We start from the raw sequence: 23,326 nt of genomic DNA, 5'->3' as shown, positions 1-23,326 counted from the left end.
CTCTCTCCTTTTTACCCCCCGGAGAAGTTTGTCCGATGGAAAGGCATATATTATGCTAACACATATCATGGGGTGAGGTGACGCTAATGTCCGACCACGCTAAAGCTGGTGACGAGCTGGACAGTGCAGAAGCGGCGCTCCCCGAGGCAGCGGAGCCGACGGAGGCCATCGAGGCATACGAGACGGAGGACGGTGTCGTATTTTACGACGCCCAGAACCCGCTCGCGTGGTTGAAAGCAGGTCGGACACTCACGCTCAAAGAGCAAGTGTAAGCGACCAGGCGTAACCACCAATTCGAACGCGGCAGTAAACTACACCGAACCGTTTTTTCCCGCTCCCCACCGAGAGAGTCGTAGTGCCGACAGAGGACGAAGACGACGAGATTCCGAACGACCCGACACCTGAGGGTATCGACGAACCCGAGAAGGACCTCCTCCCCGACGACCCCTCCGAGAAGTTCGGCGTGGAGATTCCGCAGGTCCGCGACACCTCGAAGAACGACGTGGACCCCGAACTGAGCAAGCAGTTCTGGTCGCTCGTTCTCATCTTCAACGTCGCGCTGTTCGCAATGTCCCTCGGACTGATGCTCATCGGCTTCGAAGGGCGCTGGACGTTCGGCGGGTCGATATTCCTCGTGGGTGTCGTCTCGTTCCTGCGCGGTTGGTGGGGGTACAAGAAGGCCACCGCGGAGTGACTTCCAACTGCACTTACTCTCCGGAAGGGCTAACCGCGCGTCTCACCAACCACCGTCTATGCGAACGGTACGGGACGACGACGGGAACCGCTACTTGCTCCTCAAGCACTCCGCGGAGTCGAGCAAGGTTCGAGACCCCGAGACCGACGAGACGACCTATCTCGACAACGAGGAACTCGACATTCTCGAAGACGACTCGCCGCTCGAAACCGCCGCAGGAGCCGTCCCAAGTTCTGTCCGCAAGATACTCACTGCCGTCCCCGACGAGCGCGCGCTCGGCCTCCTCCTCGAACTCGACGCCCGCGGACCGTTCTCGGTCCGGTACCTCCTCGACGCGACGGACCTCTGTGAGAGCGACCTTCTCGGTGTGCTGACGGAGTTTCGCGCGGCCGGACTCCTCACGGAGACGCGCGTCGCTGGCGAACGCGGCTACGAGACGACCGAAGAAGCGTCGGCCGGGTTGGCAGTTTTGCGAGACGAGTAGGCGAACTCAATCGGCGACCTCTGCCAGCGCGTCCCGACGCTCGACCTGCGAGCGGTTCGTCACCGAGTCTTTCTCGACCCACACCACGTCGTCGGCCGCCGCGACGAGTTCGTCGTCGTGACTGACGACGACGATTTGCTCGACACCCAACTCGCGCATCGACGCGACGAGTTCGACCAGTTGCGAGACGTGCCCCGAGTCGAGGAACACCGTCGGTTCGTCGAGAATGAGCGGCGGCATCGGGGCGTTGCCCTCGATGCCTTCGGCGAGCAGTCGGTAGATTGCACACCGCAGGCTCAGGTTGAACAGCGCACGCTCCCCACCAGAAAGCTGTTCTGGGTCGAGCGGCTCGCCGTCTTTCTGATACACCGTCAACTCGTACTCGCCGTCGAGTTCGATGCGCGCGTACGAGTCGTTCTGGTAGACGAGGTCGAACACCTCGTTCAACATCTGCTCTAAGCTCTCGACGTTCCGCTGGCGCAGTTCTGCGCGCAAGTCGCCGTACATCTCCTGTAACTCCACGGACTCGTCGTGGAGCGATTCGAGTGCTTCGACCTTCGCTCGAATCTCGTCGCGGCGCTCGCGCAACTCCTCCAGTTCCTGAATCTCGGATTTCACGCCGCCGATGCGGTCGATGAGCGAGTCGCGCTGTTCCCGGAGTTCGTCCAACTTCGCTTCGACCTTTTCGAGGTAGTCCTCGGCGCGCTGTTTGTCCTCGCGGGCCGACTGGACCTTCTCCTCGTCGTAGGCGTCTCGAAGCTCGGACCGGCGCTCGCGCTTCTCCGAGAGGCGTTCGCGGCGCTGGTCGTTCATCTCTTCGAGGTGACTCCGCTTCTCGCGGTGGCGCTCCACGTCGTCTTCGGCGTCGGAGATAGAGTCGCGGAGGTCCTGAATCGCCTCCAATCTCTCTTCTGACTCCGCGACTTGCTCGCGCTCCGATTCGAGTTCGCCGGCTTTCTCCTCGTGGTTCTCGGCCTTCTCTCGCAGGTCGGCCACGTCTTCGCGTTTCCCCTCGGCGTCGGCTTCCAACTCGTCGGCCTCCTCGCGGAGCGACTCGGCTTCCGCTCGCTTCTCGGTGACAGTGTCGGCCTTGGTGTCTACCAACTGTTGGAAGCTATCGCGTTGCTCGCGCTTGTTCGACACCTCGCGCTCTGCCTCGCGAAGTCGTTGGCCTCGTTCGATTTTCTGCTCGACTGATTTGCGCTTCTCCTGAATCGTTTCGAGTTCGGCTTCGAGGTCCGCGATTCGCTCGCGGTCCGATTCGACGGAATCGACGTGCGGCGAGTCCTCGACTGGCTGGCCACACTCGGGACATTTGCCTTCCTCCAGCAGTGCTTCGGCCTCTTCGACGCTGTCGCGGGCACTCTTCAGTTCCGCGGTCAGGTCGCTCTCGCGCTCGCGGAGTTCGTCGCGTTCGTCCTCCCGCGCGTCGAGATAAGACTGAGCATCTCCGAACTCCACGGGGGCGTCCTCGAACTCGGCCTGCTTTTCCTCGATATTGTTCGCTAGCTCTTCGAGGTCTTCGCGCCGCTCGGCCAGTTGCGACTCGATGTCGTCGGCCTCCGATTCGAGTTCGGCCGCTCGCTCGCGCTTCTCGCTCGCTCGCTGTTCGAACTCCTCGGCGCGCTCGCCGAGTCGTTCGACCTGATTGGCGAACATCGTCGCCTGCTGGCGCGTCTCCGAGAGTTCTTCGGCGAGTTCCTCGTCCCGTTCGTCCAGTTCGGTCAGCCGTTTTTCGATGGCGTCTTCCTCGGCAGAGTCGAGGTTCGTCTCTTCCAGCCGATTTTCGACCTCGCTCTCTTTCTCTTCGATTCGCTCGCGCAGTTGCTGTACCTTCTCCCGGTGTTGAGAGCGAACCTGCTCCGTCTCGCTGATTTCGCTCTGGAGGTCGTCGATGTCCTCGTCGAGTTGCGTCAGTTCCTCGCGCTTCTCCTCGAAGGTGTCGAGGACTTCGACGGCGTCGTCACGGGTCTGCTCCGCGTTGGCTTCGTTCTCCTCGAACCGCTCGATTTCGCTCTCGACTTCTTCCTGCTCGGATTCGAGGGCGTTCAGCGTCCCGTGTAGGTCTTCGTCCTCTTTGGCTTCGATTTGCGCGTCGAGTTCGGAGAGACTACCGCGTTTGTCGTCCAGCACTGACTTCACGCCGAGGCGTGCGTCGCTGGCCCGTTCGCGGTACTCCTCCAACTTGCCGAGTTGGAGCAGGTCGTCAATCATGTCTTGGCGCTGGCCCGGCGTCGCGTTGATGAGTTTGTTGACCTCGCCCTGCCGGACGTAGGCGCAGTTGACGAACGCCTCCGAGTCCATGCGCAGGAGTTCGACGACCGTCTTGCGCACGTCGGTCGCGCCGTCTATCGAGTCGTCGGGCGTTTCGAGGACGCACTTGGCAGTCTGGGCACGCTCGCCTGTCGCTCGAATCCGGCGGTGGATGTGGTAGTTCTCGCCGCCGTGGGCGAACCACAGTTCGATTTCGGCTTCCTCGGCACCGATGGTCACGACGTCGTCTAACGTCTTGTCGAGCGCCTTCGCGCCGTACAGCGCGAAGAAGCAGGCTTCCAGCAGCGAGGACTTCCCGCTACCGTTCAGGCCGTGGATGACGGTGACGCCGTCGTCAAGTTCGAGGTCGGCGTCGGCGTAGCACTTGAAGTTCTTCAGTCGGACGCGCTCGAACTTCATAGGTACTCCTCCATCGAGGACTGACCGTCGATTTGTTGGTCGTTGGTTTGTTGGTCGTCAGTTCGCTTGTCGTTGGGTTTCGGGTCGTCGGTCTGCTGTTCCTCGCCTTGCGGAGTATCGGACTCCCGCGTGTCGGTCTCGTCGCTCGTGGGTTCGGGCGACTCCGAACCGCCGTCGGCAGTCGCTTCGGTTGGGTCCGTGGGTTCGGTCGATTCGACGGCCGCATCCGAGTCTGTCGCGTCGGCCGAATCGGCCGCTTGTGCCGATTCGGTCTCCTCGGTGTCCCCACTCGCGTCCTCCGGTGCGCTCTCGAACGCGCTGACGTCGTCTTCGTCTATCAGCGCGCCGACGCGCTTTTCGACGGACTCGCGGACGTTCGCGTCCGCGAGTTTGCTTTCTCGTACCGTCTCGTCGATGTCGCGGGCCGCCTCGCTCAGGCCGAGGTCCCTGACTCGTTCGCGCACGGCATCGTCGGGGTCGGCGAACGACACCTCGACTTCGCCGTCGGTCTCTGTCTGCTCGCGGCGGTCCTTGACCCGGACGAGGAGCGCGCCTTCGTCCAGCGCGAACTCCTCGACGCGGGCGGGGGTTACGTCCGTCCCGTCGCCGTCGATTTCCACGACTGCGACGGCGTCTTCGAGGTCGTATTCTCGAATCGTTTCGCGCACGCGTTCGATTCCCTCTGTCTCTCCGAGTTCGACAGAGAGGAACTCGAAGTCACGAGTGACTGGGAGTCCACGGCGGGCGATGGACACCTCGCCGTCGAACTCCACGATGTTGTAGCCGCGGTCTTCGACTTCCGCGGTACTGGCACGCTCGGTCGAACCGCAGTAGGTGACCCACGTCTCGGCGATTTCTTGTTTACCGGGCTTGTGTTCGTCGCCGAGGAGGAACGCGTCGAAATCGAGGTTCGATTCCGTCAGCACCTCCTCCGCGTCCCACTCGCCGCGCGTTAGCGGGTCGAACAGTCCGTGTCCGACGAGCGCGGCGTGCGGTTGGTCGTGGACTGTGAACTGGTAGTCGAGGTCGTCGCGCTTCGACTTGGGAACGTGGTCGAGTCCGTAGAAGGCGGTGTCGCCGACGACGGTGGGGTCGTCGCCGAGTCGCGTGGCGAGACCCAGCATCTCCAAGAGGTCGAGCCATTGACGGCCGCGCGTCCCCTCGTGGTTGCCGACGATAGCGAGAAACGGGATGTCGGCGTCCCTCAGTTTGCGCAGTATCTCGATTGTTCCGTGGAGGTCGGCGAGACCGGGACGACGGTCGTGAAACAGGTCGCCTGCGTGGACGACGGCGTCTACGTCGTCCGCTATCGCGTCGTCGATTACCTGCTCGAACGCGTCGAGAAAGTCCGCTCGTCGCTCGGGGGAGTGGTACTGCTGGTACCCGATGTGGGTGTCCCCCGTATGTATCACCCGTGTCATTGACGTGGCCTTTGCATCCGGACCCTAAAGACGTTCCGCGAGCAGTCGTACATGCTATCGAGTGGCCGCGGCTTGCGGTAAAAAAGTTCGTGAAGCGGGGAGTCGAAAGGGAGTCGGGAAGACGGGTGTCCTCGTTATTCGAGGTCGAGGGTGTACAGTCGCTTGCGCGCGTCGGAGAAGGAGAATCGGGAGTCCACGACACCCTCCTCGTCGAGTCGGTTGAGCGCGTAGCGGACCGTGCGGTCGGGGAGGAGCGTCTCGTCGGCAATCTGGCTCTGGGTCAACGTCTCGTTGTATTCGAGCACCTTGGCGACCAACTTCGCGCTCGGTGGTAGTTCTCGAATCGAATCGGTTACTTGTTCGCCCGTTAGTCTGCGCTCCTCGGTCTGTACTGACTCTGACGTGCTCATCGTACACTGTACTCTCGGATACAGCGTAATAATATTTTCTCTTTCGATATATTACCATCATGAATTTCTCCCGGAGTTTCGTCGGGCGTCGTCCCCACGCTGTCGGCCGAAAAAAGTATGAGGGTGTACGACACGCGTCACACCTACCCGAAGCCTCTTATGAGCAAGGGGCCTAGACCGTTTTGATGACCGATACTGTGGATGACGTTGACCTCCCATACGACGAGGAGAACGCGTCCCAGAACGACAAGATAGACGCGTTGCAGGAGCGTTTGGAGGTCTTGGAGTCGCAGAACGAGGAGATGCGCGACAAGCTCCTCGACGCGAACGCGGAAAACAACAAGTACCAACAGAAGCTAGAGCGACTGACTCACGAGAACAAGAAGCTCAAGCAGTCTCCGCTGTTCGTCGCTACCGTCCAAGAGATGACTGACGAGGGCGTCATCATCAAACAACACGGCAACAACCAAGAGGCGGTCACGGAAGTGACCGACGAGATGCGCGAGGACCTCGAACCCGACGCGCGCGTCGCCGTGAACAACTCTCTCTCTATCGTGAAGACGCTCGAAAACGAGACCGACGTGCGTGCCCGCGTCATGCAGGTCGAGGAAAGCCCCGAAGTCTCCTACGAGGACATCGGCGGCCTCGAAGAGCAGATGAACGAAGTGCGCGAGACCGTCGAGATGCCGCTGGAGAGTCCCGAGATGTTCGACACCGTGGGCATCGAACCGCCGAGCGGCGTCCTGCTCTACGGCCCGCCGGGCACGGGCAAGACGATGCTGGCGAAAGCTGTCGCCAACCAGACCGACGCGACCTTCATCAAGATGGCTGGCTCGGAACTGGTCCACAAGTTCATCGGCGAGGGCGCGAAACTCGTCCGCGACCTCTTCGAGGTCGCTCGTCAGCACGAACCCGCCGTGCTGTTCATCGACGAAATCGACGCAATTGCGTCGAAGCGTACCGACTCGAAGACCTCCGGCGACGCGGAGGTCCAGCGGACGATGATGCAACTACTGTCGGAGATGGACGGCTTCGAGGACCGCGGCGAGATTCGGATCATCGCGGCGACCAACCGCTTCGACATGCTCGACCGCGCGATTCTGCGTCCGGGTCGCTTCGACCGACTCATCGAAGTGCCCAAGCCGAACCTCGAAGGCCGCGAGAAAATCTTCAAGATTCACACCCGTGGCATGAACGTCTCCGACGACGTTGACTTCGAGAAACTGGCCCGCGAGGCCGAAGACGCCTCCGGTGCGGACATCAAGGCAATCTGCACGGAAGCAGGGATGTTCGCCATCCGCGACGACCGCACGGAGATTACGATGGAGGACTTCGAGGAAGCGAAGGCCAAGACCGAGGCCGAAGAAGAAGACGAAGACATCTCCAAGACGTTCGCCTAAGCTCCTCCCTGCGACTCCTGCGTTCTACCGTTTTTCGACCCGTCGAAACGCTGTTCCCGCTCGCCGAGCGGTCAGTTCGTCGCTGTCCGAATCGCCGACGAATAGCGTTCGCTCCGGAGCAGTGCCTAACTCCTCGACGGCTGTGAGCAGTGGTTCTGGATGCGGTTTTCGCTCACTGACTGAATCGCGGCCGACGATAATTGCCACGTCTTTCGAGATATCGTGTGTGTCGAGTACTTCTCGACACGCCGCTTCGCAGTTGAGCGAGCAGATGCCGACTGGAAGGGGCTGGTCTACGAACTCGTCCAGCAACGGCAGTCGCTCCGAGTCGCGCGCTCCCTCTCGCTCCGCCGCTGCGAGATGTGGCTCGATTTCGTCGGCGACACCGAGGTCCTCTGCGACGGGGAGCAAATCGAGTGCGTCGTCCGCCTCGGCGTCGGCTCCGTAGTCTCGAAGTATCGGCTTGATTCGTTCGGCGGCCGCTTTCCAATCGACGGCGAGTTGGACCAGCGTTCCGTCGAGGTCGTACACGATGGCGTCGTACACGACGGCGTCGTACGTATCGGACATTCACACGAACTACTCGGAGAACCTACAAATACGTTCTCTCTCGAAGTAAAAAGAGACGGCCTCAGTACGACTCGTGGATGACCTGTCGTCCTTCGTCGTCTTCCACCGTCAGCACGTCGCCGGTGTTCTTCCAGATGGCGCGCGTGGAGTTCCAGTAGACGTTCTCGTCGGTGTCTTTCCCCTCACCTGTGTGGAGGGTCACCGCGCGCTTCGGTTCGAGGACGAATCCCTCGTGGAACTCGTAGGCGTGGTCGTCTTCGTTCCTGACCGTCCACCCGCCGAGGTCGAGCGGTTCGTCGCCGTCGTTTCGGAACACGAGATACTCGTCGTTGCGGTTCCAGTGGTCGTAGCCGAACGCGTCTTCGTGAATCTCGTCCACGACGAGGCCGACGGCCAGCCCTCGCTCTGCTTCCATCCGCATCTCGTCTGCGGCTAACTCGGAGGTTGCTTCCGGGACGACCTCTTCCATCGGTACAGTTCCGACGGCGACTATCGACACCTCTTCCTCAACGACTTCCGCGACGCCGGTCTCCTCGCGCTGGACGAACCGGTGGAAGTAGCTCTCCTCGCCGCTCTTCTTCTGGTCTTGATACCTGAACGCCAAGTTCTCGCGGTTGAACTTCTCGAAGAAGTCGTCCCACGAGATTTCTTCGAGGTTGGCGTCTGGCTCTTCTTCCGGGAAGTCGAGTCTGAGAACGCCCACGTCTTCGTCGTCACCGGTACCGAGGACGTGCGCGGGCGTCGCGTCTCGGCGCTCGGCCCACTTGCGAATCGTCTCGTGGTCGGTCGTCGTCTTGGTCCGACCGGGCATCACGTCTCGACTGACGAATCGGTGGAAATAGCTCTGTTCACCGCTCTTCTTTTCGTCTTGGAAGCGGAACGCGAGGTCGGCCGACTCGAACTTCTCGAAGAAGTCGTCCCAGGAAATCTCGCCGAGTCCTTCGTCTTCTTCGGGTTCGAGGAAGTCGAGTCGCAACACGCCGGGGTCGTCGCCGCCGCCGGTTCCCTCGACGTGTGCCGGGGCCGCGTCGCGGCTTTCGGCCCACTTCTGTATCGTTTCGTGGTCGGTCGTCGTTCTCGTCGTCCACGGGTTGTCTGCCATATTTCCCACCCCGACAGAGTGGCGACGGCGAGCGTCTTAGCTGTTACCCGAGCATCACGAAAACGCCGTATGGGACGAGGAACAACAGGACGAACATCGCCAGCAGAATCGCGCTGTACCCCGCGAGCGTCCCGAGTGCGGTTCGCCACGAGGGGTGTTCGAAGTCGGTCATACGTGAGCAGTTGCGGCGTCGGGTCTTAAATCCCGCCGAGTCTCCGTTGGCGCTTCGCTGCCGAACTAGTTACGCGATGATGTCGCCGATGCGCCGCGCTTGCCCCTGCAAGTCGGGATTCTTCTCCACGATGCGAAGCACCTCGTGGTCGGTCACGTCCATGTAGGACTTCTCGGTCGCGTCTTCGATGAGGTCTTTCGAGAGACGAAACTCGGTCCCCTGATACACTACGTCCACACCGGTCTCGTCGAAGGCGAGCGTCGTCATAGCACCGGATTTGGGCGCGCGAGATAAAAACCCTCAGAACTGCCGCCAACGCAGACCTGTCAGCGAACCTGTCGAGTGTCATATGTGCGTCTGACGCGGGTTTATTACAGATGAACGGGTGAATACGGGGTGTGCCGCTTCGCTCTGACCCGCTCGACGAACTCGCGATTCCCGATGGAACGACCGTCGAAGAACACGACTTAGTGACCGACGGCGACGTGTTCGTCGGCGGTCAGAGTACCGTAGAGTTCGGCGTGCGCGGTCACAACGTCGTCGCGGGCGAGCGCGTGCAGTTCGGCGGCCACATCGAGGCCGAGGCCGACTGCCGCCTCGACATGTGGTGCGACGTAGACGGCGAGGTACTCGTCGGTCGCGACGCCTACCTCGGCGAACGCGTCCACATCGCTGGCCAGTTGCTGGTCAGCGGCGACCTCGACATCGGCGACGACGTAGACATAGAGAGAGGATTCGAAGCGAACGGTTGGATCGTCATCCGGAACCCGATGCCGACCATCGTCTTCCTGTTCGTCTACCTCTCACAACTGCTCCGCATCGGCGAGGAGGAAGCCGCCGAAGAGGCAATTTCGGAACTCATCGAGAGCGACGCCGACGCGGACCCGGTCGTCATTCCGCGAAACGGCCACGTCAGCGACGACTCGTGGCGCGTCTCGACGCCCGCGACCATCGGCGACGACTGCCGTCTCCACGGCAACATCCGCGCCGAGACCATCGACGTGGGCAAGCGCAACGACGTGTTCGGAAGTCTGCGGGGCCGCGGCGACATTGCCGTCGCCGAGGACACCGTCATCTACGGCGACGTGACGACCCGCAGCGGAACCGTCACGCTCGCCGACGGCGTGCAAGTCCGTGGCGACGTCTCTTGTGAGAATTTAGAGTTCCACGAAGGCGCGACCGTCGAAGGGACCATGCGCGCCGGTGGCGAGATGACGATGGTACAGGCGGGCGCGCGCAAGCAAATCGCGGCCGACGGCGACGGTGGCCGCAAGGAAGGCAAGTCCGAAGAGCGCGCGAGCGAAGACGTTGGACAAGAGACGAGCGACGACGCGGAGAGTAACGCTGGCGACGACGCGGAAGACGAGACGAGCGACCCCGTCGAAGTCGATGCGGACGACGCCGACGAGGAGACGGAACCGACCGACGATGCAGACAAAGTCGAGACGGTGGACGAGGAGGACGGCGACGATGTGGAGTCGGTGGACGACCCCGAATCGCCGAACGACGAAGTCGAAATCGAAATCGTCTCTCCCGACGAGAATTCGGACGACGACGCTGACACCGACACCGAGGCGGAAGTCAAAGCAGAAGAGTAGCGCGGCCGTGAGTCGGTGTTTTTCCAGTTTTCGTTGCCTCGATAGCTTACGCTCTCGTGCGGAAGTACGCGATTGCCGCCCCGGCGACGCCCGTGATGGCGAAGTCAACGGCGCGAATCGCGGCGTTGTACGTGCTGGTCACGACCAACAACCCGACGTGTTGGCTCTGCAATTCACTCGACGCGACTAACACGACCGCGAGCATGCCACCGAGGAAGGCGACGCCCCCGACCGCGCCGAAGACGAGCGCGAGTCTGTCGTAGTGTTCCGGAACGTCTAGTTTTCCACCTGCCCAGTAGCCCAGACTGAACACCAGCACTGGGGAGAGCAGGAAGCTCACGGTGCCGATTCCGAGAGCCAGCGCGCCCATGACGGCCAGTTCTTGGTTCAGTATCTGTTGGAACTGGCCCACACTCTGGGCGAACCCGAGGACGAGACCGACTGCCGCGACGACTGCCGAGATGGGTCGTTCGACGTTCACATCTTCGGGAAGTGATTCGAGCCACCTGTATTTTCACATCTCTCGACACGTTCTGAGCATCCCCGTTCCCGCTCGCCCATCACTGGCAGGGACAATGTAATAAACGATGAGCATGATATACACTCTGAAGCATGGGAATGAGACTCACTATTGTTAGGTGGTGTCGATGCACTCGGTAGTGCTGACGAAGGGCGTCCCGGACTTCCGCGAGGGACAGGTGTCGTTCGACGAGGACGGCCACCTCGAACGCGGGCGCACCCCGACCGTGATGAACCCCAACGACGCGTACGCGTTGCAGGCCGCGCTCCAGACGAAGGTCAAGCACGGCGGGACGGTCAGCGTGATGAGCATGGGACCACCGGGCTACGAGAGCGTCTTGGAGGAGGCCATGGGCATCTACGCCGACGACCTGTATCTCCTGTCGGACCGCGAGATGGCCGCCGCGGACACGTGGTCTACGGCCATCACGCTGTCGGCGGGCATCGAGAAAATCGGGCAACCAGACCTCGTCTTCGCGGGGTTCAAGACCGCGGACGGCGAGACCGGCCAGACCGGACCCCAGACCTGCTGGTGTCTCGACTGGCCAATCGTCACCCACGTCATCTCCATGGAGATAGACGAGGAGAACGACCGACTACGCGCCAAACGACTCGTGGAAGGCGACGCAGACGAAATCGAAACGGTCGAGTCGCCGCTCCCCACGTTCGTCGTGACCGACCCCGAGTACGAACCCTCGTACCGGCGCGCAGAACACAGACTCAGACACAAGCAACTCAAGTCCGAGACCGACGAGCGCGTCGATAACTACGAAGACCACCTCACGACGTGGAGTGCCGAGGAACTGGACTTAGACCCCGACTTCATCGGCCTCGACGGGTCGCCGACCATCGTCTCCTCAGTAGACCCGATTCCGAAGGCACCCGCCGAGCGCGAGGCCACTATGGTCGAACCGACAGACGAGGAAGGAATGAGCGAAGTGCTAGAGGAGATGACACCACTCGCAGGGGGTGATTGAGATGGCCGACTTCGACCCCGGCGAACACACCGTCGAGGAACTCGGCGAGAAACTGAACGCCATCGAAGACCCCTCGGAGCTGGACGCCGCGCTGGCCGCCGAAGCGGAGGGCAAAGACCGCTCGACTGCAAAGAAGGCGATTCAGGAGCGAATCGAGGAGGTACAGGCCGAAGCAGAAACGGGCGACGGTGACGAGGACGCGAGCGACGACGAATCGGGAGCCACGAGCGAAGCAGACGACAGCGAAGAAAGCGAAGCAGAAGACGCTGACGAAGACTCCGACCACGTAACCAAGGACAAGAAGCACGTCCGCGCACTCGACGACGGCCACTACGAGGACATGTGGGTCTACTGCGAGACCCAAGGCGGCGAGTTGCTCGACGTGTCCAAGGAGATGCTCGGGAAAGCCCGCGAGTTGATGGACACCTACAACGACGACTACGATTCGGAGGAGCGAGTCGTCGGCGTCCTCGTCGGCGACGAGATGGAATCGCTCGCAGAGGAAGTAGTCGCCTACGGCGCGGACGTGGCGATTTACCACGAAGACGACCGACTCGAACGCTTCCGGCACAAACCGTACACAGAGATTGTTGCGGACATGGCCCGCGGCGGTGCCGAACCGCCCAATTGGGCTACTGGAGAGGAGGGGACCGAACCCACTGCGGAGTGGCGCGACTACGACAAGCCACGCTACTTCCTCTTCCCGGCGACGAACAACGGCCGGGACCTCTCCGCCCAGACGCAGGGCGAACTCGACTCCGGACTCGCCAGCGACTGTTCGGGCCTGTTCATCGAGGAAGAACTCATCTCGAATCCCGTCAAAACCGGCGAACCCGGCGAGAAAGTCGAGTTCGAGCGCGTCCTGCACATGAAGCGGCCGGACTTCTCGGGCTTCGAGTACTCGACTATCCTCTGTCTGGACAACCCCGACCGGGAGTTCCACCCGCAGGGTTGCTCGGTGATTCCGGGCAGTTTCGACGCGCTCGACCCGGACTTCGAGCGCGAAGGCGAACTCGTCGAACACGAACTCGAACTGCCCGACGACTGGTTCCGCGTAGACGTGCCCGAGTGGGACCGCCTCGACACCGGCGTCGATTTGACCGGTCACGAAGTCGTCGTGGCGCTCGGCCGCGGCATCGGCGACGACCCGACGAAGGGCATCGAACTCGGAATCGATTTGGTGGACGCCTTCGACGACGCCGCGCTCGGACTCTCTCGCGGCGTCGTCACTGCCTCCTACGGCGTGGACGGCCACGTCGAGAGCTACGTTACCGAAGAGCGCCAAATCGGCGAGACTGGCCAAATAGTCCAACCACCGCTCTACATCGCTGCCGGAATCTCCGGCGCGGTTCAGCACAAGGTCGGCATGGACGAGTCCGACACTATCGTCGCAATCAACACCGACCCCGAGGCTCGAATCCGAGACTTCAGCGACTACTTCATCGAAGGCGACCTCTTCGACGTGCTTCCCCGCCTCATCGAATCGTTGCAGGCGGGCGAACTGACGATGGCGCAAGCGGAGGCGAGCGATGACTGAGCACGAACACTACGAAGCGGTCGTCGTCGGGGCCGGACCCGGCGGGGCCGCCGCGGCGGCAGCACTGGCACAGAACGGCGTCGAGACATTAGTCCTCGAACGGGGCGTCGATGCTGGAGCGAAGAACGTCTCCGGGGGCTTACTCTACGCCGAAGAGTCCGCGCCGTACACCATCGACGGCCTCTTCTCCGACTTCCGCGAGGAGGCCGCCGAGCGACCGGTCACGGACTACTACCTGCACAACGTCGCGGGCCGGAACGTCAAGTCGTTCGACATCACCGACCTGCACGAACACGACACGGCGTGGTCGGACGCAGTACTCCGGCGAAAGATGGACTCGTGGCTCGCCGAACGAGTCCACGAGAAGACTAGCGAGACCGGCGGTGGCCTGCTGACCGAGGTACGAGTCAACGGTCTCCTGCGCGAAAACGGGGAAATCGTCGGCGTCACCTGCGACGAACTCGACCCGATTCGCGCGGACGTTATCGTCGCGGCAGACGGCGTCAACTCCGAACTCGCGCGCGACGCAGGCCTGATGGACTGGGAAGAGCCAGAAGAGTGGTTCCAAGGCGTCAAAGCGGTCGTAGACGTTCCATCGGACGTAATCGCCGAGCGGTTCGACGTGTCCGAAGGAGAGGGCGCGGCCCACCTCTTCTCGGGCGACCTCTTCGACGACGTGCGCGGCGGCGGGTTCCTCTACACCAACGAGGACTCGCTCTCGATTGGGACCGTCTTCCACCTCGACAGTCTCGTTGCGGAGGAAGCCGAACCGCACGAACTGCTCGACAACCTGCTCACGCATCCACTACTGGCCGACTGGATGGAGGGCCACTACGACGAGGTGGAGTACAGCGCGAAGTTGGTGCCGGACTCGAAGAAGGTGGCTCATCCCTCGCCCCACGAGGGCAGGCTTCTGTTAGTCGGCGACGCCGCCGGGCAGATGCAGGCCCAAGGCCCCATCATCAAGGGGATGAACCACGCCGTGAGCGCGGGCGCGCTCGCTGGTGAGGCGTTCGCCGAGGCTTCGATGCGCGGCACGCCGGAGCGCGCTGGCGAACTCTACGAGCGAAAACTGAACGACGAAGGCGTGATGAAGAAGCTTCGGCCTGCTGGCTACAAGGTGACGAGCGCGCTCGGCGAACACGAGGCAGTGACGAACGTCGTCGATTCGGTACTGACTTCCGGGGTCGGACGACGAGCAGTGCGACTGCTCGGCAGTCAACTCGAATCGTTGTATTCCTCGCCGTACCTCTCCCAAATCGTGCCGGACACGCGGACGCCGTACGTCACGTTGCCGACGGTCATCGCCGAGGAGTTGGGCGAACGCGTCGAGGGCACCAGCGACGTCGAGCCGAAGAGCCTGCTGGACCGCATCGGCGACCTGACCTACGACACCGACGTGGGCAACCCACACATCGAACTGCAGGACAACTCCGTGGAAGCGAGCGGCGCGGCGGTGACGGCCTGCCCGGTCAGCGCGAAGGACTTCGGCGGCGGCTGTTACCGCGAGGAGACGGTCAAGACGAACGGAAGCGAGGAGAAGCTAATCAGCCTCGACACCCAACCCTGCGTGGAGTGTGGCACCTGCGCCATCGTCGCAGATACGGAGTGGGAGCATCCCCGTGGCGGCAAGGGCGTGGAGTTCAGGGAAGGATAGCGAGAGATGAGCGGATCGAGTGAGGAACGCGAACGAAGATGAGCGAACTCCGAGACCGAATCGACGCGCTGGCGGCGCGAGCGCGGGCCGACCAGCGGGCGTTCGACGCGCCCGAGAATCCACCGGACGAAGAGCGCGCGCTGGGGTATCTCCGGGACGGTGTGGGGGATGTCGTCAACGTCTACGTCGAGGCGCGGACTGGGGAGTTCGTTCGCTTGGATCGCGAGGAGATGGACCGGTTGGAACGGGCTTTGGCGGACTGGTTGGAGTTGTACGCGCGGTGTCACGGCAAGGACGTTCGGCCGGAAGTCACGGTTCGGGAAGTTGCGGAGTTCGTCGTGAAGACCTACGATTTGAAGGATACTGCGCAACTGCTGACTGGTGTGCCTGCGCGGAGATAGATTCACTCAGTTCATTCTTAAGTCCGAAGCTATCGTACGACTGCCAAGATGATATCCGACTTGAAGCGGGCGTCCGAAGGCAGGTCAGGGCAGGTCCTCACCACGGTGGGGATGCTGATGGTCCTCTACTGGGCAATTACCGACCTCCTCCGGGGACCGACGACGATATCCCAACTACTCGGAAATGGGATGACCGTCGTCGTCTACCTCGTGGTGTTGTTCGCGACACTCTGGCCACACGGTGACGACGTAGTCGCTCGGAAGCTAGAAGCCGCGGAACCGTTTCTCTCGGCCGGTCTCACGGTTTTCTTCGGTGCTTGGGCGCTCTATCTTTGGATTTCGGAGTCTGGAGACCTGTTGCTGTTCTCGTTGCTCGTTCTGGGTGTGGTGCTGAGCGTCGTCGAACTCATCCGGCGGGTGTGGAACACGGACGATTCGTCTGGTCTCGGTTGATGGAACTACTCGGTATGGAACGCAGGATTTGAATCAGTAGAGACCTCGAAAGCCTCCCGCCCGCGAGACTCGGGGGACTCGCTGCAGTCCTTGGCTTCGCCTGCGGTCCTAGCGTCGTCCGCCTTCGCCGACCGGGCGACCCCTTTCAGTCTCCGCGACTGCACCGCAACCGCGACAGCCACACCCCTCCCCAACCGATTCACTCCACTCCCATCATCGGAGACAAGCTCCGACGAGCCTTCGTTCGCTTCGCTCACGAAGACTACGGTCGTTCCGTTCATCCCTCGCACGAGTTCGGTGCGAGATACGCTCGCACCAGCGCGCGCCGGACTGAGGGTTCACCATCGTCACAGTCGAAGGAACTCCGCTTGCGGTTATGTAAAATAGCCTAAAAGAACCAACCGCCCCATTCCCTAATCAAACGCACCCTCGACACCGACCAGCGTAAACAGCTCTTCCCAGCCCTCGTCACTCGGAAGCTGCTCTCGAATCTGGTTCATCTCGCTCTCGCTGACCAGCTCTCCCAGTAGCGCGACGATTGCCCGCCCGTGGTAGGCGGCGTCCGAGCGGTTGTCCTCGTTTCCGGCATCCTTCCCTTGGCGCTCGCACACTCGCGTGACGAACTCGTCGAAGTCGAAGTGCTGGCTGGAGTCCGCCTGTTCGAGGTACCAGTCGATTTCCATCGGGAGTGGTCCCGCGAGGTCCCGGGCTTCCCCTTCCTGTAGTCGCTCGCCGAGCGTCGTCAATACGGCTCTCGTCGCTCGAACGGCCTCGCCCTGTTCGGAAAGTTCGAGTCGGTGCTGTACCTTTCCCGTGAACTCTTTGAAATTCATGCTCTCCCCCGCCAGTGTCACGCTGGGCACGACCAAAAACGTCCCCCGACTCGTCACGTCTCCGAGGGTAATTTCCGAGAAACAATTAAGTGAGTTCGACGTGTGTTATCATTGAACATGAAGTTCTCGGAGACACTGGAGTTCGGCCACGAGGACCGCAAGCGAATCTACGAATACGTCGAGAGCCACGGCGAGGTAGATTCCAAGGAAGCCCAAGACGTGCTGCACGTAGACCCCGGCGGGTTCCGCCACCACGTCGCCATCCTCAAGCGCGACGGCTACCTCGAAGAGCACGAGGGCAAGTTGCGCGCCTCCTTCGAAGAGGGCACCGAAGAAGAGTTCGCGGAAGGTGACGTAGAGTTCACCATCCGTCCTGCGCGACAGGAGGACCTCTCGGGCATCGTCGGGGCGATTCGACGGGTCGCCGAGGAGCGCACCTACATCGTCGCCGAGTCGGTCGCCGACGAAATCGACCACGAGGAGGCGCTGCTCCGACACAACGAACTCAAGTCGCGGATGTTCTTCGTCGCCACCGTCGGCGACGAAGTGGTCGGGTGGGTCCACCTCAACGCGCCCGAACTGGAGAAGTTGGCCCACACCGCAGAACTCACCGTCGGCGTCTTAGAAGAGTACCGCGGTCACGGCATCGGCAGTCACCTGCTCAACCGGGGGCTGGAGTGGGCCGCCTCGAACGGCTACGAGAAGGTGTACAACAGCGTTCCCTCCGCGAACTCGGAGGCCATCGAGTTCCTCGCCGAACACGGCTGGGAGACCGAAGCCGTTCGGGAGGACCACTACAAAATCGACGGCGAGTACGTGGACGAAGTGATGATGGCGGTGGAGTTGTAGCCGTCGGTCACATCGAAGCCACGACCGTTTCCATTTTTCAGGGGCGTAGTCACGCTCTTTCAGAGATAGTCCACAGCCCTGCATGCGCGAATACAGAGCCCCCGGCGTCGATTTGGAAGAGATTCCAGCGTATTCTGGTATCGACTGCGACCAGAGTGGTCCCGAACTCTGAAAAAACTCTATACGTGTCGTCGTGGCACTGGCCCTCGCAGTAGTTCGAGACTACTCCGAATGGGGGTTTGGGGTACTCGTCTACTGGGAGGAGAACAATGACCCGCTCGAACCAACGATACGCTCAGACCCGCCGTCGTTTTCTGCGAACGACGGGCGTCGCTGGCGCACTCGCGCTCGGTGCGACGACTGGTAGCGCTACGTCCAGCGTCCGACGACAAGATGACGAAGACGCGATTCCGCCGCGATTCGCGAGTGCTATAGAGATAGACGTCGAGAACAGCACGGTCACGCTCCCGCTCTACCGTGGCCAAGGACCGATGGGCGAGGCGTTGTACGTCCTACTCGAAACGACCAGCCTCCGTCACGCCACGAACCGCGGCATCAACTGGTCGCCGAAACTGGCCAACGCGCTCGGAACCGACGCCGTCCAACAGGTCGATGGCAGGCAACCGCGCGCACGGAACCGCGGCGACGCAGGCACGGCGGCAGGCATCGCGTTCCGTGCCACGCCCGACTTCGCACCAGAACGAAACGTCGTCCCGGGTCCGGATGGATTCCCGCTCGCCGCCGACACGGAACCCGGCGCTGTGAGCGAAACGTACAGTCCGCTCGTCGTCACTCGCCGCGGCGTGGTGTACAACGCGCCCCACGTGGCGAACGAAACGGGCGAACACGACAACGTAGTCTCCATCGACCGGGACGCGATGGAGGTGACGATGGCGTTGACTGCTGGCTTCTACGAAGGCGAGCGCACGCTGTACGTCAGTACAGAGGCGTCGGCACCCGACGTCGCGGCGCTCGAAGGGGCGACGTACGCGCCCGCGCTGAACGCCGCTCCGGCGGCGGGCGACCGCCTCACCGCGACCTCTGCACGCGAATCGATAGTTCCGGTCGTCAACGGGCCGATGGGTTCTGACAATCCGAACCGACAGGGACTCCGCTCGGCAGTCGCGGGCGAAGGCAGTCCACTGAACGTCGTCGCAGAGGAACAGGAGTGCGGCGACCCGAGCTTCCGCGACGACTGCGACGCGCTGTTCTACAGTCCGCTGTGGGACGTTCATCCGGTCGTGTGGACCCAGCAGGCGATAGACGACGGCCAACGGCGGCGCTTGACGAGCCATCAGGACGTAATCGCCACCTTCCGCCGAGAACAGTTGGAGAGTGGTGCCCCGGACGGGCCGGTGAACGAACAACTCGGCGGAATACGAGCGGCGGGCGCAGTCGTCAACTGCTCGCTGATGCTCGTCGGTGAATAGGCTGTAACCGAACTATTGTTTTGGTCGTCGGGACGAGTGCATCTTTCAGAGTGTTCGGTCGCTGTCGATCCGCTCTTCACTCGCCGTGAGTTGCGGAAAAATGAGTTGTTGTCTCGCGTTCGACCCCCCCGAAACTACTGGTTGTGATGCACCGGGAACGCGATTTCGACCGTCGCCTTGTATTCCTGAATCTCGCCGTTCTCGACGTTCGCTGTCCAGTCCTCGACTTCGATGCCGTGGATGTCTTCGACTGTCTCGTTGGCCTCGATGACTGCCTCTTCGGCGGCCTGTTGCCACGAGTCTTCGGAGGTGCCGAGGACCTTGATTATCTTTACTGCCGTCATAGGCACATGGGGTACGACGAGGTGGGTGTAGCGTTTTTTGGCCGGTCGGAAGTGGTGTTTCAGATGGCTGTGTTCGTTCGATCTGAATTGTAGAATTTGGTGTTGAGGCTTCTTCGAAAGCCCTCGCCCGCTCCCGGTCGCTGGCGCGACATATCCGAGGCTCTCCACACCGCCCGCCTCGGATAGAGGTCGCGCAGACGACCACGCAAGCGCGAGCGTGCTCTGCGCCTTCGCCGCTTCGCATCGAGGCGCGCACCGCGCGCCTCGCAGACCACCCCTTTCAGTCCCACCTCAACCTTCGTTTCGGCGGGAGATTCAAACCACAAGGTGGGACTGAAAGGGCCGGGGCTTTCTGGCCGGTCACAGTTGCGTTGACTTCTGCGGTTCAAAGCGTATCGGTAGAAACCCCATCACACGTCGTCTCCTGAAATATCGAAAGTTAGTTCCCCAGCACGCTGGAACTGTTTACCATGATTTCCATCGCGCTCGCGGGCAAACCCAACGCGGGCAAGTCCACGTTCTACAAGGCCGCGACGATGGCCGACGTGGACGTGGCCAACTACCCGTTCACGACCATCGACGCGAATCGGGGTGTCACCCACGCTCGGACGGAATGTCCCTGTCTCGAACGCGACGAACGCTGTGGCGACGAGAACTGCCACGACGGCAAGCGCTACGTCCCAATCGAGTTGCTCGACGTGGCCGGACTCGTTCCCGGCGCGCACGAAGGCCGCGGCCTCGGCAACCAGTTCTTGGACGAACTGACCAATGCCGACGCAATCGTCAACGTGGTGGACGCCTCCGGCGGGACCAACGAGGAGGGCGAACCAGTCGAAGTCGGGAGCTACGACCCCGTCGAGGAGGTCGATTTCATCGAGGAGGAGATGGACCAGTGGCTCACGAGCATCGTCGAGAGAAACTGGGAGTCAGTCGAGCGCAAGTCTCGCTCGCCGGACTTCGACATCGACGAGGCGCTGACGGACATGCTAACTGGCTTCGGCGCGACGGAGTACGACGTGGCCGCGAGTCTGCGTGAACTCGACTACCCGAGCGACCCTCGCGAGTGGACCGACGACCATCAGGTAGCGCTCGCACGGGACATCCGCCAACGAACGAAGCCCATCATCCTCGTGGCGAACAAGGCTGACGTGGCTCCCCAAGAGAACATCGAGCGACTCAAGGAGACCGGCAAGCCCGTGATTCCCGCCACCGCCGAAGGCGAACTCGCCCTGCGCCAAGCCGAGAACGCGGGAGCCATCGACTACGACCCCGGCGACGACGACTTCGAAATTCTGGGCGAGTTGAGCGACGAGCAAGAAGCGGGCCTGAACAAGATTCGGGAAGTCATGCAAGATTGGAGCGGCACCGGCGTGCAGGACGCGCTCGATTACGCCGTCTACGACCTGCTAGATCAAATCACGGCCTACCCCGTTCAGAACGAATCGAAGTGGACCGACGCGAAGGGCAACGTCCTCCCCGACGCGTTCCTCCTGCCGACAGGTTCCACCCCGAAGGATCTCGCCTACGCGGTCCACAGCGACATCGGCGACGGCTACCTGCACGCAGTCGATGCCAAGAGCAAGCGCGACATCAGCGACGACTACGAACTGGAAGAGGGCGACGTAATAAAGATCGTGAGTACGGCGAAGTAACGGCCCGTTCGACTCGCCCGGTTCGATTTCCAGTCGTCTGGTTCGGGTTCCGCTCCCCCACTCGATTTCTGTTCCTCGATTCGACTTCGTTCGTCCCTCCGTTTTCTGTACTAGCCAACAATGTAAACCGTCGAGATTCACAATCCAAAGTATGGACGATACTGGAACTAACCGAGCAAACGAGCGGCAGAAAACGTCCACTCGCCGCGACGTACTTCGCTCTGTGGGTGTGACGGCAACCGCCGGTCTCGGCGTCTTCGGGGCGAGCGGAACTGCCATTTCCGCCGACACTATCGACGCCGCCTGCGGTTCGAACGACGGTGGTCCGGACTCGTTCCCGCGCGTCACGACCCGCGGGCACTTCACGGTCGGTACCGACGGCGTGACGCTCACCGACGGACACACGAAGACCGATTGGGAGACTGCGGGCGACTTCGCGGGCGTCTACAGCGGCGAGGAACTGCTCGTGTTCGTCCACGGATGGAACGTTCCCGAGCAAGAAGCACTGGACATCTTCGACACGGCGAAACAGGCGTTCCGCGCGAACGACTACAGCGAATCGTTCGTCGGCTTCAGTTACGGGTCCGACCGCGATTGGGAGTCGGCCAAGGAGGTCGCCGTACGCAACGGCCCGAAACTCGGTAATTTCCTCGAAGACACCCGCAGTCGGTATTCGGACCTCACGCTTCGTCTCGTCGGCCACTCGCTGGGCGCGCGGGTCGTCCTCAGCACCCTCGAATGGCTCGCCGAAAACGGCTACGAGAACCTCGTCGCGTCGGCCTCGCTCCTCGGCGGTGCGGCAGACGACCACAGCGTGGCCGACGGCAATCAGTACCACACCGACGTCGAAACGGCAGCGGCCTCCTTCGACAACTTCCACAAGCGCGACGACCAAGTATTGCAGGACATCTACGGAACGTACGAACTCGGGAAGGCCGTGGGTGAAGTCGGCTGTGACGGCACGCCGCCAGCCAACTACGAGGACCACGACGTGGCCGACTCCGTGACGAGCCACTGTGGCTACTACAAGGAAGACGTGGGTTGTGTGCCCGAAGTCGTCGCGGAGTTCTGAGTTCGTGGAGTCGGTCGAATTCACGCAGTCCTTTTTCTTCACGCGGTCGTTTCTCACCGGTAACGCCCGTTACGTTCGTGAACCCCGATTAATCGCTCTGAAGTCGGCAGCGAGTTGCCCCAACTGGCGTTGACTCCAGTCAATTTACTGAACGCTCGTATCGTGTTAACACGTTCGGAGACGGACGATACGGTGGCCTATGACCGACGAAGAGAACACCGAACGACCGCGAGAAGACGAACAGCAGACCTGCATAGAGTGCCTCACGACCGACTTGACCTCGCGCCGGGCGGTCCTGCGATGGAGCGCGTCTGCGGTGGCAGGCGGCTCCCTGCTCACGGCGACAGGGGCCGCGAGAGCGCAGGACGGCCCGCCACTGAACGTCGAAACTACCGACGCCGAAGTCCTCAGTCGCGACCGCGCGAAGACCCGCGGCCGAATCGGCGGGATGGACCGGGTCGATTCTCGGCGTTGCAAGGTCGGCGCGCAGGTCGCTCGCATCGGCGAAGACGACTGGTACGGTGGCTTCCACAGCGTGGTCACCGGCGCGACGAGCATCCGGGTCGCCGTCACGCTCACTGGCTTCGGGACCGAGAAGTACAAGTGCCGACTCATCGCCTGCCCGGTCACCCACACGCGCACCTGCTACGGGAACGCGCTCACCCTCGACTTTCGGAGATACGGCGAGGAGAAGCGTAGCAAGAAGAAACACGACGAAAAACGCCGCGACCGCTGTGAGTGCAAGGGAGACGAAGACCGCGAGAAACACCACGTCACCTTCTGTGGGGGCGGTGGTTCGACCGTCCTCGACTACCAGTTCGCAGTCTCGGGCGACCACATAGAAAAGTCTGCCAAGAGTTGTGCGCCCGACGCCATCGACCACCGTTGGATTACCGTCGATTCGGAAGACTGCATCGACGGCAACGTCGTGACGGGTGCCGTCGCGGGCGGTGGCGACAGTTTCCGGTTCACTGGAGAACTCACCGACCTTCGCTGTGACGACGGCGTCCACGTCTATCTCGACGGCCACGAGTTCGACCGCTGAAGTCGATTCCATTTTCCAACGGTCGCGGCAGCG

General features: G+C 62.0%; 25 protein-coding genes. 15 read left to right on the top strand and 10 right to left on the bottom strand.

The window, feature by feature from the left end:
* Positions 1–86: 86 nt before the first annotated feature.
* The 3 genes from F7R90_RS11320 to F7R90_RS11310 all read left to right on the top strand — a co-directional run bounded on the left by F7R90_RS11320 (position 87) and on the right by F7R90_RS11310 (position 1,178).
* Positions 87–272: a DUF7331 family protein gene (locus F7R90_RS11320; RefSeq protein ID WP_158057543.1), complete on the top strand. Its 186-nt coding sequence runs from the start codon at positions 87–89 to the stop codon at positions 270–272.
* Positions 273–355: 83 nt separating this feature from the next.
* The gene (locus F7R90_RS11315) at positions 356–694 is read left to right on the top strand and encodes a DUF7322 domain-containing protein (protein WP_225741152.1); all 339 of its coding nucleotides are present in this window, start codon (positions 356–358) and stop codon (positions 692–694) included.
* 58 nt (positions 695–752) lie between these two features.
* A complete protein-coding gene (locus F7R90_RS11310; protein ID WP_158057542.1) occupies positions 753–1,178 on the top strand; it encodes a DUF7346 family protein in 426 nt (141 codons plus the stop codon).
* A 6-nt stretch (positions 1,179–1,184) separates the two neighbouring features.
* Here the strand turns inward: F7R90_RS11310 and rad50 are convergent, their stop codons facing one another.
* From rad50 to F7R90_RS11295, 3 genes are all read right to left on the bottom strand, one after another.
* The gene (gene rad50 / locus F7R90_RS11305; protein WP_158057541.1) at positions 1,185–3,851 is read right to left on the bottom strand and encodes a DNA double-strand break repair ATPase Rad50; all 2,667 of its coding nucleotides are present in this window, start codon (positions 3,849–3,851) and stop codon (positions 1,185–1,187) included.
* Entirely contained in the window at positions 3,848–5,272 is a 1,425-nt protein-coding gene (gene mre11, locus F7R90_RS11300; protein ID WP_158057540.1) for a DNA double-strand break repair protein Mre11, read from the bottom strand. The genes rad50 and mre11 overlap by 4 nt, the downstream gene beginning before the upstream one ends.
* 134 nt (positions 5,273–5,406) lie before the next feature.
* Positions 5,407–5,682 carry a MarR family transcriptional regulator gene (locus F7R90_RS11295; RefSeq protein ID WP_158057539.1) on the bottom strand — a complete coding sequence of 92 codons (276 nt, stop codon included), beginning with the start codon at positions 5,680–5,682 and terminating at the stop codon, positions 5,407–5,409.
* Between the two features lie 185 nt (positions 5,683–5,867).
* Here F7R90_RS11295 and pan1 point away from each other — a divergent pair, with 185 nt between their 5' ends.
* Positions 5,868–7,082 (top strand): proteasome-activating nucleotidase Pan1, encoded by a 1,215-nt coding sequence (pan1, locus tag F7R90_RS11290; RefSeq protein ID WP_158057538.1) that lies wholly within the window; start codon positions 5,868–5,870, stop codon positions 7,080–7,082.
* A 24-nt stretch (positions 7,083–7,106) separates the two neighbouring features.
* Here pan1 and F7R90_RS11285 read toward each other — a convergent pair whose 3' ends face one another.
* The 4 genes from F7R90_RS11285 to F7R90_RS11265 all read right to left on the bottom strand — a co-directional run bounded on the left by F7R90_RS11285 (position 7,107) and on the right by F7R90_RS11265 (position 9,193).
* Positions 7,107–7,652: an HAD family hydrolase gene (locus F7R90_RS11285; RefSeq protein ID WP_158057537.1), complete on the bottom strand. Its 546-nt coding sequence runs from the start codon at positions 7,650–7,652 to the stop codon at positions 7,107–7,109.
* Between the two features lie 61 nt (positions 7,653–7,713).
* Positions 7,714–8,754: a lamin tail domain-containing protein gene (locus tag F7R90_RS22535; RefSeq protein WP_225741151.1), complete on the bottom strand. Its 1,041-nt coding sequence runs from the start codon at positions 8,752–8,754 to the stop codon at positions 7,714–7,716.
* 43 nt (positions 8,755–8,797) lie between these two features.
* A complete protein-coding gene (locus tag F7R90_RS22720; protein ID WP_267905095.1) occupies positions 8,798–8,926 on the bottom strand; it encodes a hypothetical protein in 129 nt (42 codons plus the stop codon).
* A 69-nt stretch (positions 8,927–8,995) separates the two neighbouring features.
* Positions 8,996–9,193: a DUF5800 family protein gene (locus F7R90_RS11265; protein WP_158057536.1), complete on the bottom strand. Its 198-nt coding sequence runs from the start codon at positions 9,191–9,193 to the stop codon at positions 8,996–8,998.
* A 131-nt stretch (positions 9,194–9,324) separates the two neighbouring features.
* Between F7R90_RS11265 and F7R90_RS11260 the strand changes: the two genes are divergently transcribed.
* Positions 9,325–10,524 (top strand): polymer-forming cytoskeletal protein, encoded by a 1,200-nt coding sequence (locus tag F7R90_RS11260; protein WP_158057535.1) that lies wholly within the window; start codon positions 9,325–9,327, stop codon positions 10,522–10,524.
* A gap of 46 nt (positions 10,525–10,570) precedes the next feature.
* Here F7R90_RS11260 and F7R90_RS11255 read toward each other — a convergent pair whose 3' ends face one another.
* Positions 10,571–11,005: a hypothetical protein gene (locus F7R90_RS11255; RefSeq protein ID WP_158057534.1), complete on the bottom strand. Its 435-nt coding sequence runs from the start codon at positions 11,003–11,005 to the stop codon at positions 10,571–10,573.
* Between the two features lie 166 nt (positions 11,006–11,171).
* Between F7R90_RS11255 and F7R90_RS11250 the strand changes: the two genes are divergently transcribed.
* Genes F7R90_RS11250 through F7R90_RS11230 form a run of 5 tightly spaced genes read left to right on the top strand, consistent with a single transcriptional unit; the run spans position 11,172 to position 16,068 of the window.
* On the top strand, positions 11,172–12,020 hold the full coding sequence (locus tag F7R90_RS11250) for an electron transfer flavoprotein subunit beta/FixA family protein (RefSeq protein WP_158057533.1): 849 nt from the start codon (positions 11,172–11,174) through the stop codon (positions 12,018–12,020).
* Position 12,021: 1 nt separating this feature from the next.
* The gene (locus tag F7R90_RS11245) at positions 12,022–13,557 is read left to right on the top strand and encodes an electron transfer flavoprotein subunit alpha/FixB family protein (RefSeq protein WP_158057532.1); all 1,536 of its coding nucleotides are present in this window, start codon (positions 12,022–12,024) and stop codon (positions 13,555–13,557) included.
* Complete coding sequence (locus tag F7R90_RS11240) at positions 13,550–15,214, top strand: FAD-dependent monooxygenase (RefSeq protein WP_158057531.1); 1,665 nt, start codon at positions 13,550–13,552, stop codon at positions 15,212–15,214. Before F7R90_RS11245 ends, F7R90_RS11240 begins: the two co-directional genes overlap by 8 nt.
* Positions 15,215–15,252: 38 nt before the next feature.
* Positions 15,253–15,615, top strand: coding sequence for a hypothetical protein (locus F7R90_RS11235; RefSeq protein WP_158057530.1), 363 nt, complete (start codon positions 15,253–15,255; stop codon positions 15,613–15,615).
* 48 nt (positions 15,616–15,663) lie between these two features.
* On the top strand, positions 15,664–16,068 hold the full coding sequence (locus F7R90_RS11230) for a hypothetical protein (RefSeq protein ID WP_158057529.1): 405 nt from the start codon (positions 15,664–15,666) through the stop codon (positions 16,066–16,068).
* Between the two features lie 413 nt (positions 16,069–16,481).
* Here the strand turns inward: F7R90_RS11230 and F7R90_RS11225 are convergent, their stop codons facing one another.
* The gene (locus F7R90_RS11225; RefSeq protein ID WP_158057528.1) at positions 16,482–16,901 is read right to left on the bottom strand and encodes a DUF2267 domain-containing protein; all 420 of its coding nucleotides are present in this window, start codon (positions 16,899–16,901) and stop codon (positions 16,482–16,484) included.
* Positions 16,902–17,018: 117 nt separating this feature from the next.
* On the opposite strand from F7R90_RS11225, the gene F7R90_RS11220 reads away from it, so the two are divergent.
* On the top strand, positions 17,019–17,750 hold the full coding sequence (locus tag F7R90_RS11220; RefSeq protein ID WP_158057527.1) for a bifunctional helix-turn-helix transcriptional regulator/GNAT family N-acetyltransferase: 732 nt from the start codon (positions 17,019–17,021) through the stop codon (positions 17,748–17,750).
* 269 nt (positions 17,751–18,019) lie between these two features.
* On the top strand, positions 18,020–19,180 hold the full coding sequence (locus F7R90_RS11215; protein WP_158057526.1) for a hypothetical protein: 1,161 nt from the start codon (positions 18,020–18,022) through the stop codon (positions 19,178–19,180).
* Between the two features lie 134 nt (positions 19,181–19,314).
* Here F7R90_RS11215 and F7R90_RS11210 read toward each other — a convergent pair whose 3' ends face one another.
* Complete coding sequence (locus tag F7R90_RS11210; RefSeq protein WP_158057525.1) at positions 19,315–19,524, bottom strand: dodecin family protein; 210 nt, start codon at positions 19,522–19,524, stop codon at positions 19,315–19,317.
* Between the two features lie 470 nt (positions 19,525–19,994).
* Here F7R90_RS11210 and F7R90_RS11205 point away from each other — a divergent pair, with 470 nt between their 5' ends.
* From F7R90_RS11205 to F7R90_RS11195, 3 genes are all read left to right on the top strand, one after another.
* A complete protein-coding gene (locus tag F7R90_RS11205) occupies positions 19,995–21,176 on the top strand; it encodes a redox-regulated ATPase YchF (RefSeq protein WP_158057524.1) in 1,182 nt (393 codons plus the stop codon).
* A gap of 151 nt (positions 21,177–21,327) precedes the next feature.
* Entirely contained in the window at positions 21,328–22,248 is a 921-nt protein-coding gene (locus tag F7R90_RS11200; protein ID WP_158057523.1) for a DUF726 domain-containing protein, read from the top strand.
* Positions 22,249–22,447: 199 nt separating this feature from the next.
* Positions 22,448–23,293, top strand: a complete 846-nt coding sequence (locus F7R90_RS11195) for a hypothetical protein (RefSeq protein ID WP_158057522.1) — start codon at positions 22,448–22,450, stop codon at positions 23,291–23,293.
* Positions 23,294–23,326: the final 33 nt, after the last annotated feature.

It is taken from the genome of Halorussus halophilus, from assembly GCF_008831545.1.
GTDB lineage: Archaea > Halobacteriota > Halobacteria > Halobacteriales > Haladaptataceae > Halorussus > Halorussus halophilus.
This window is presented reverse-complemented; position numbering and strand designations above follow the sequence as displayed.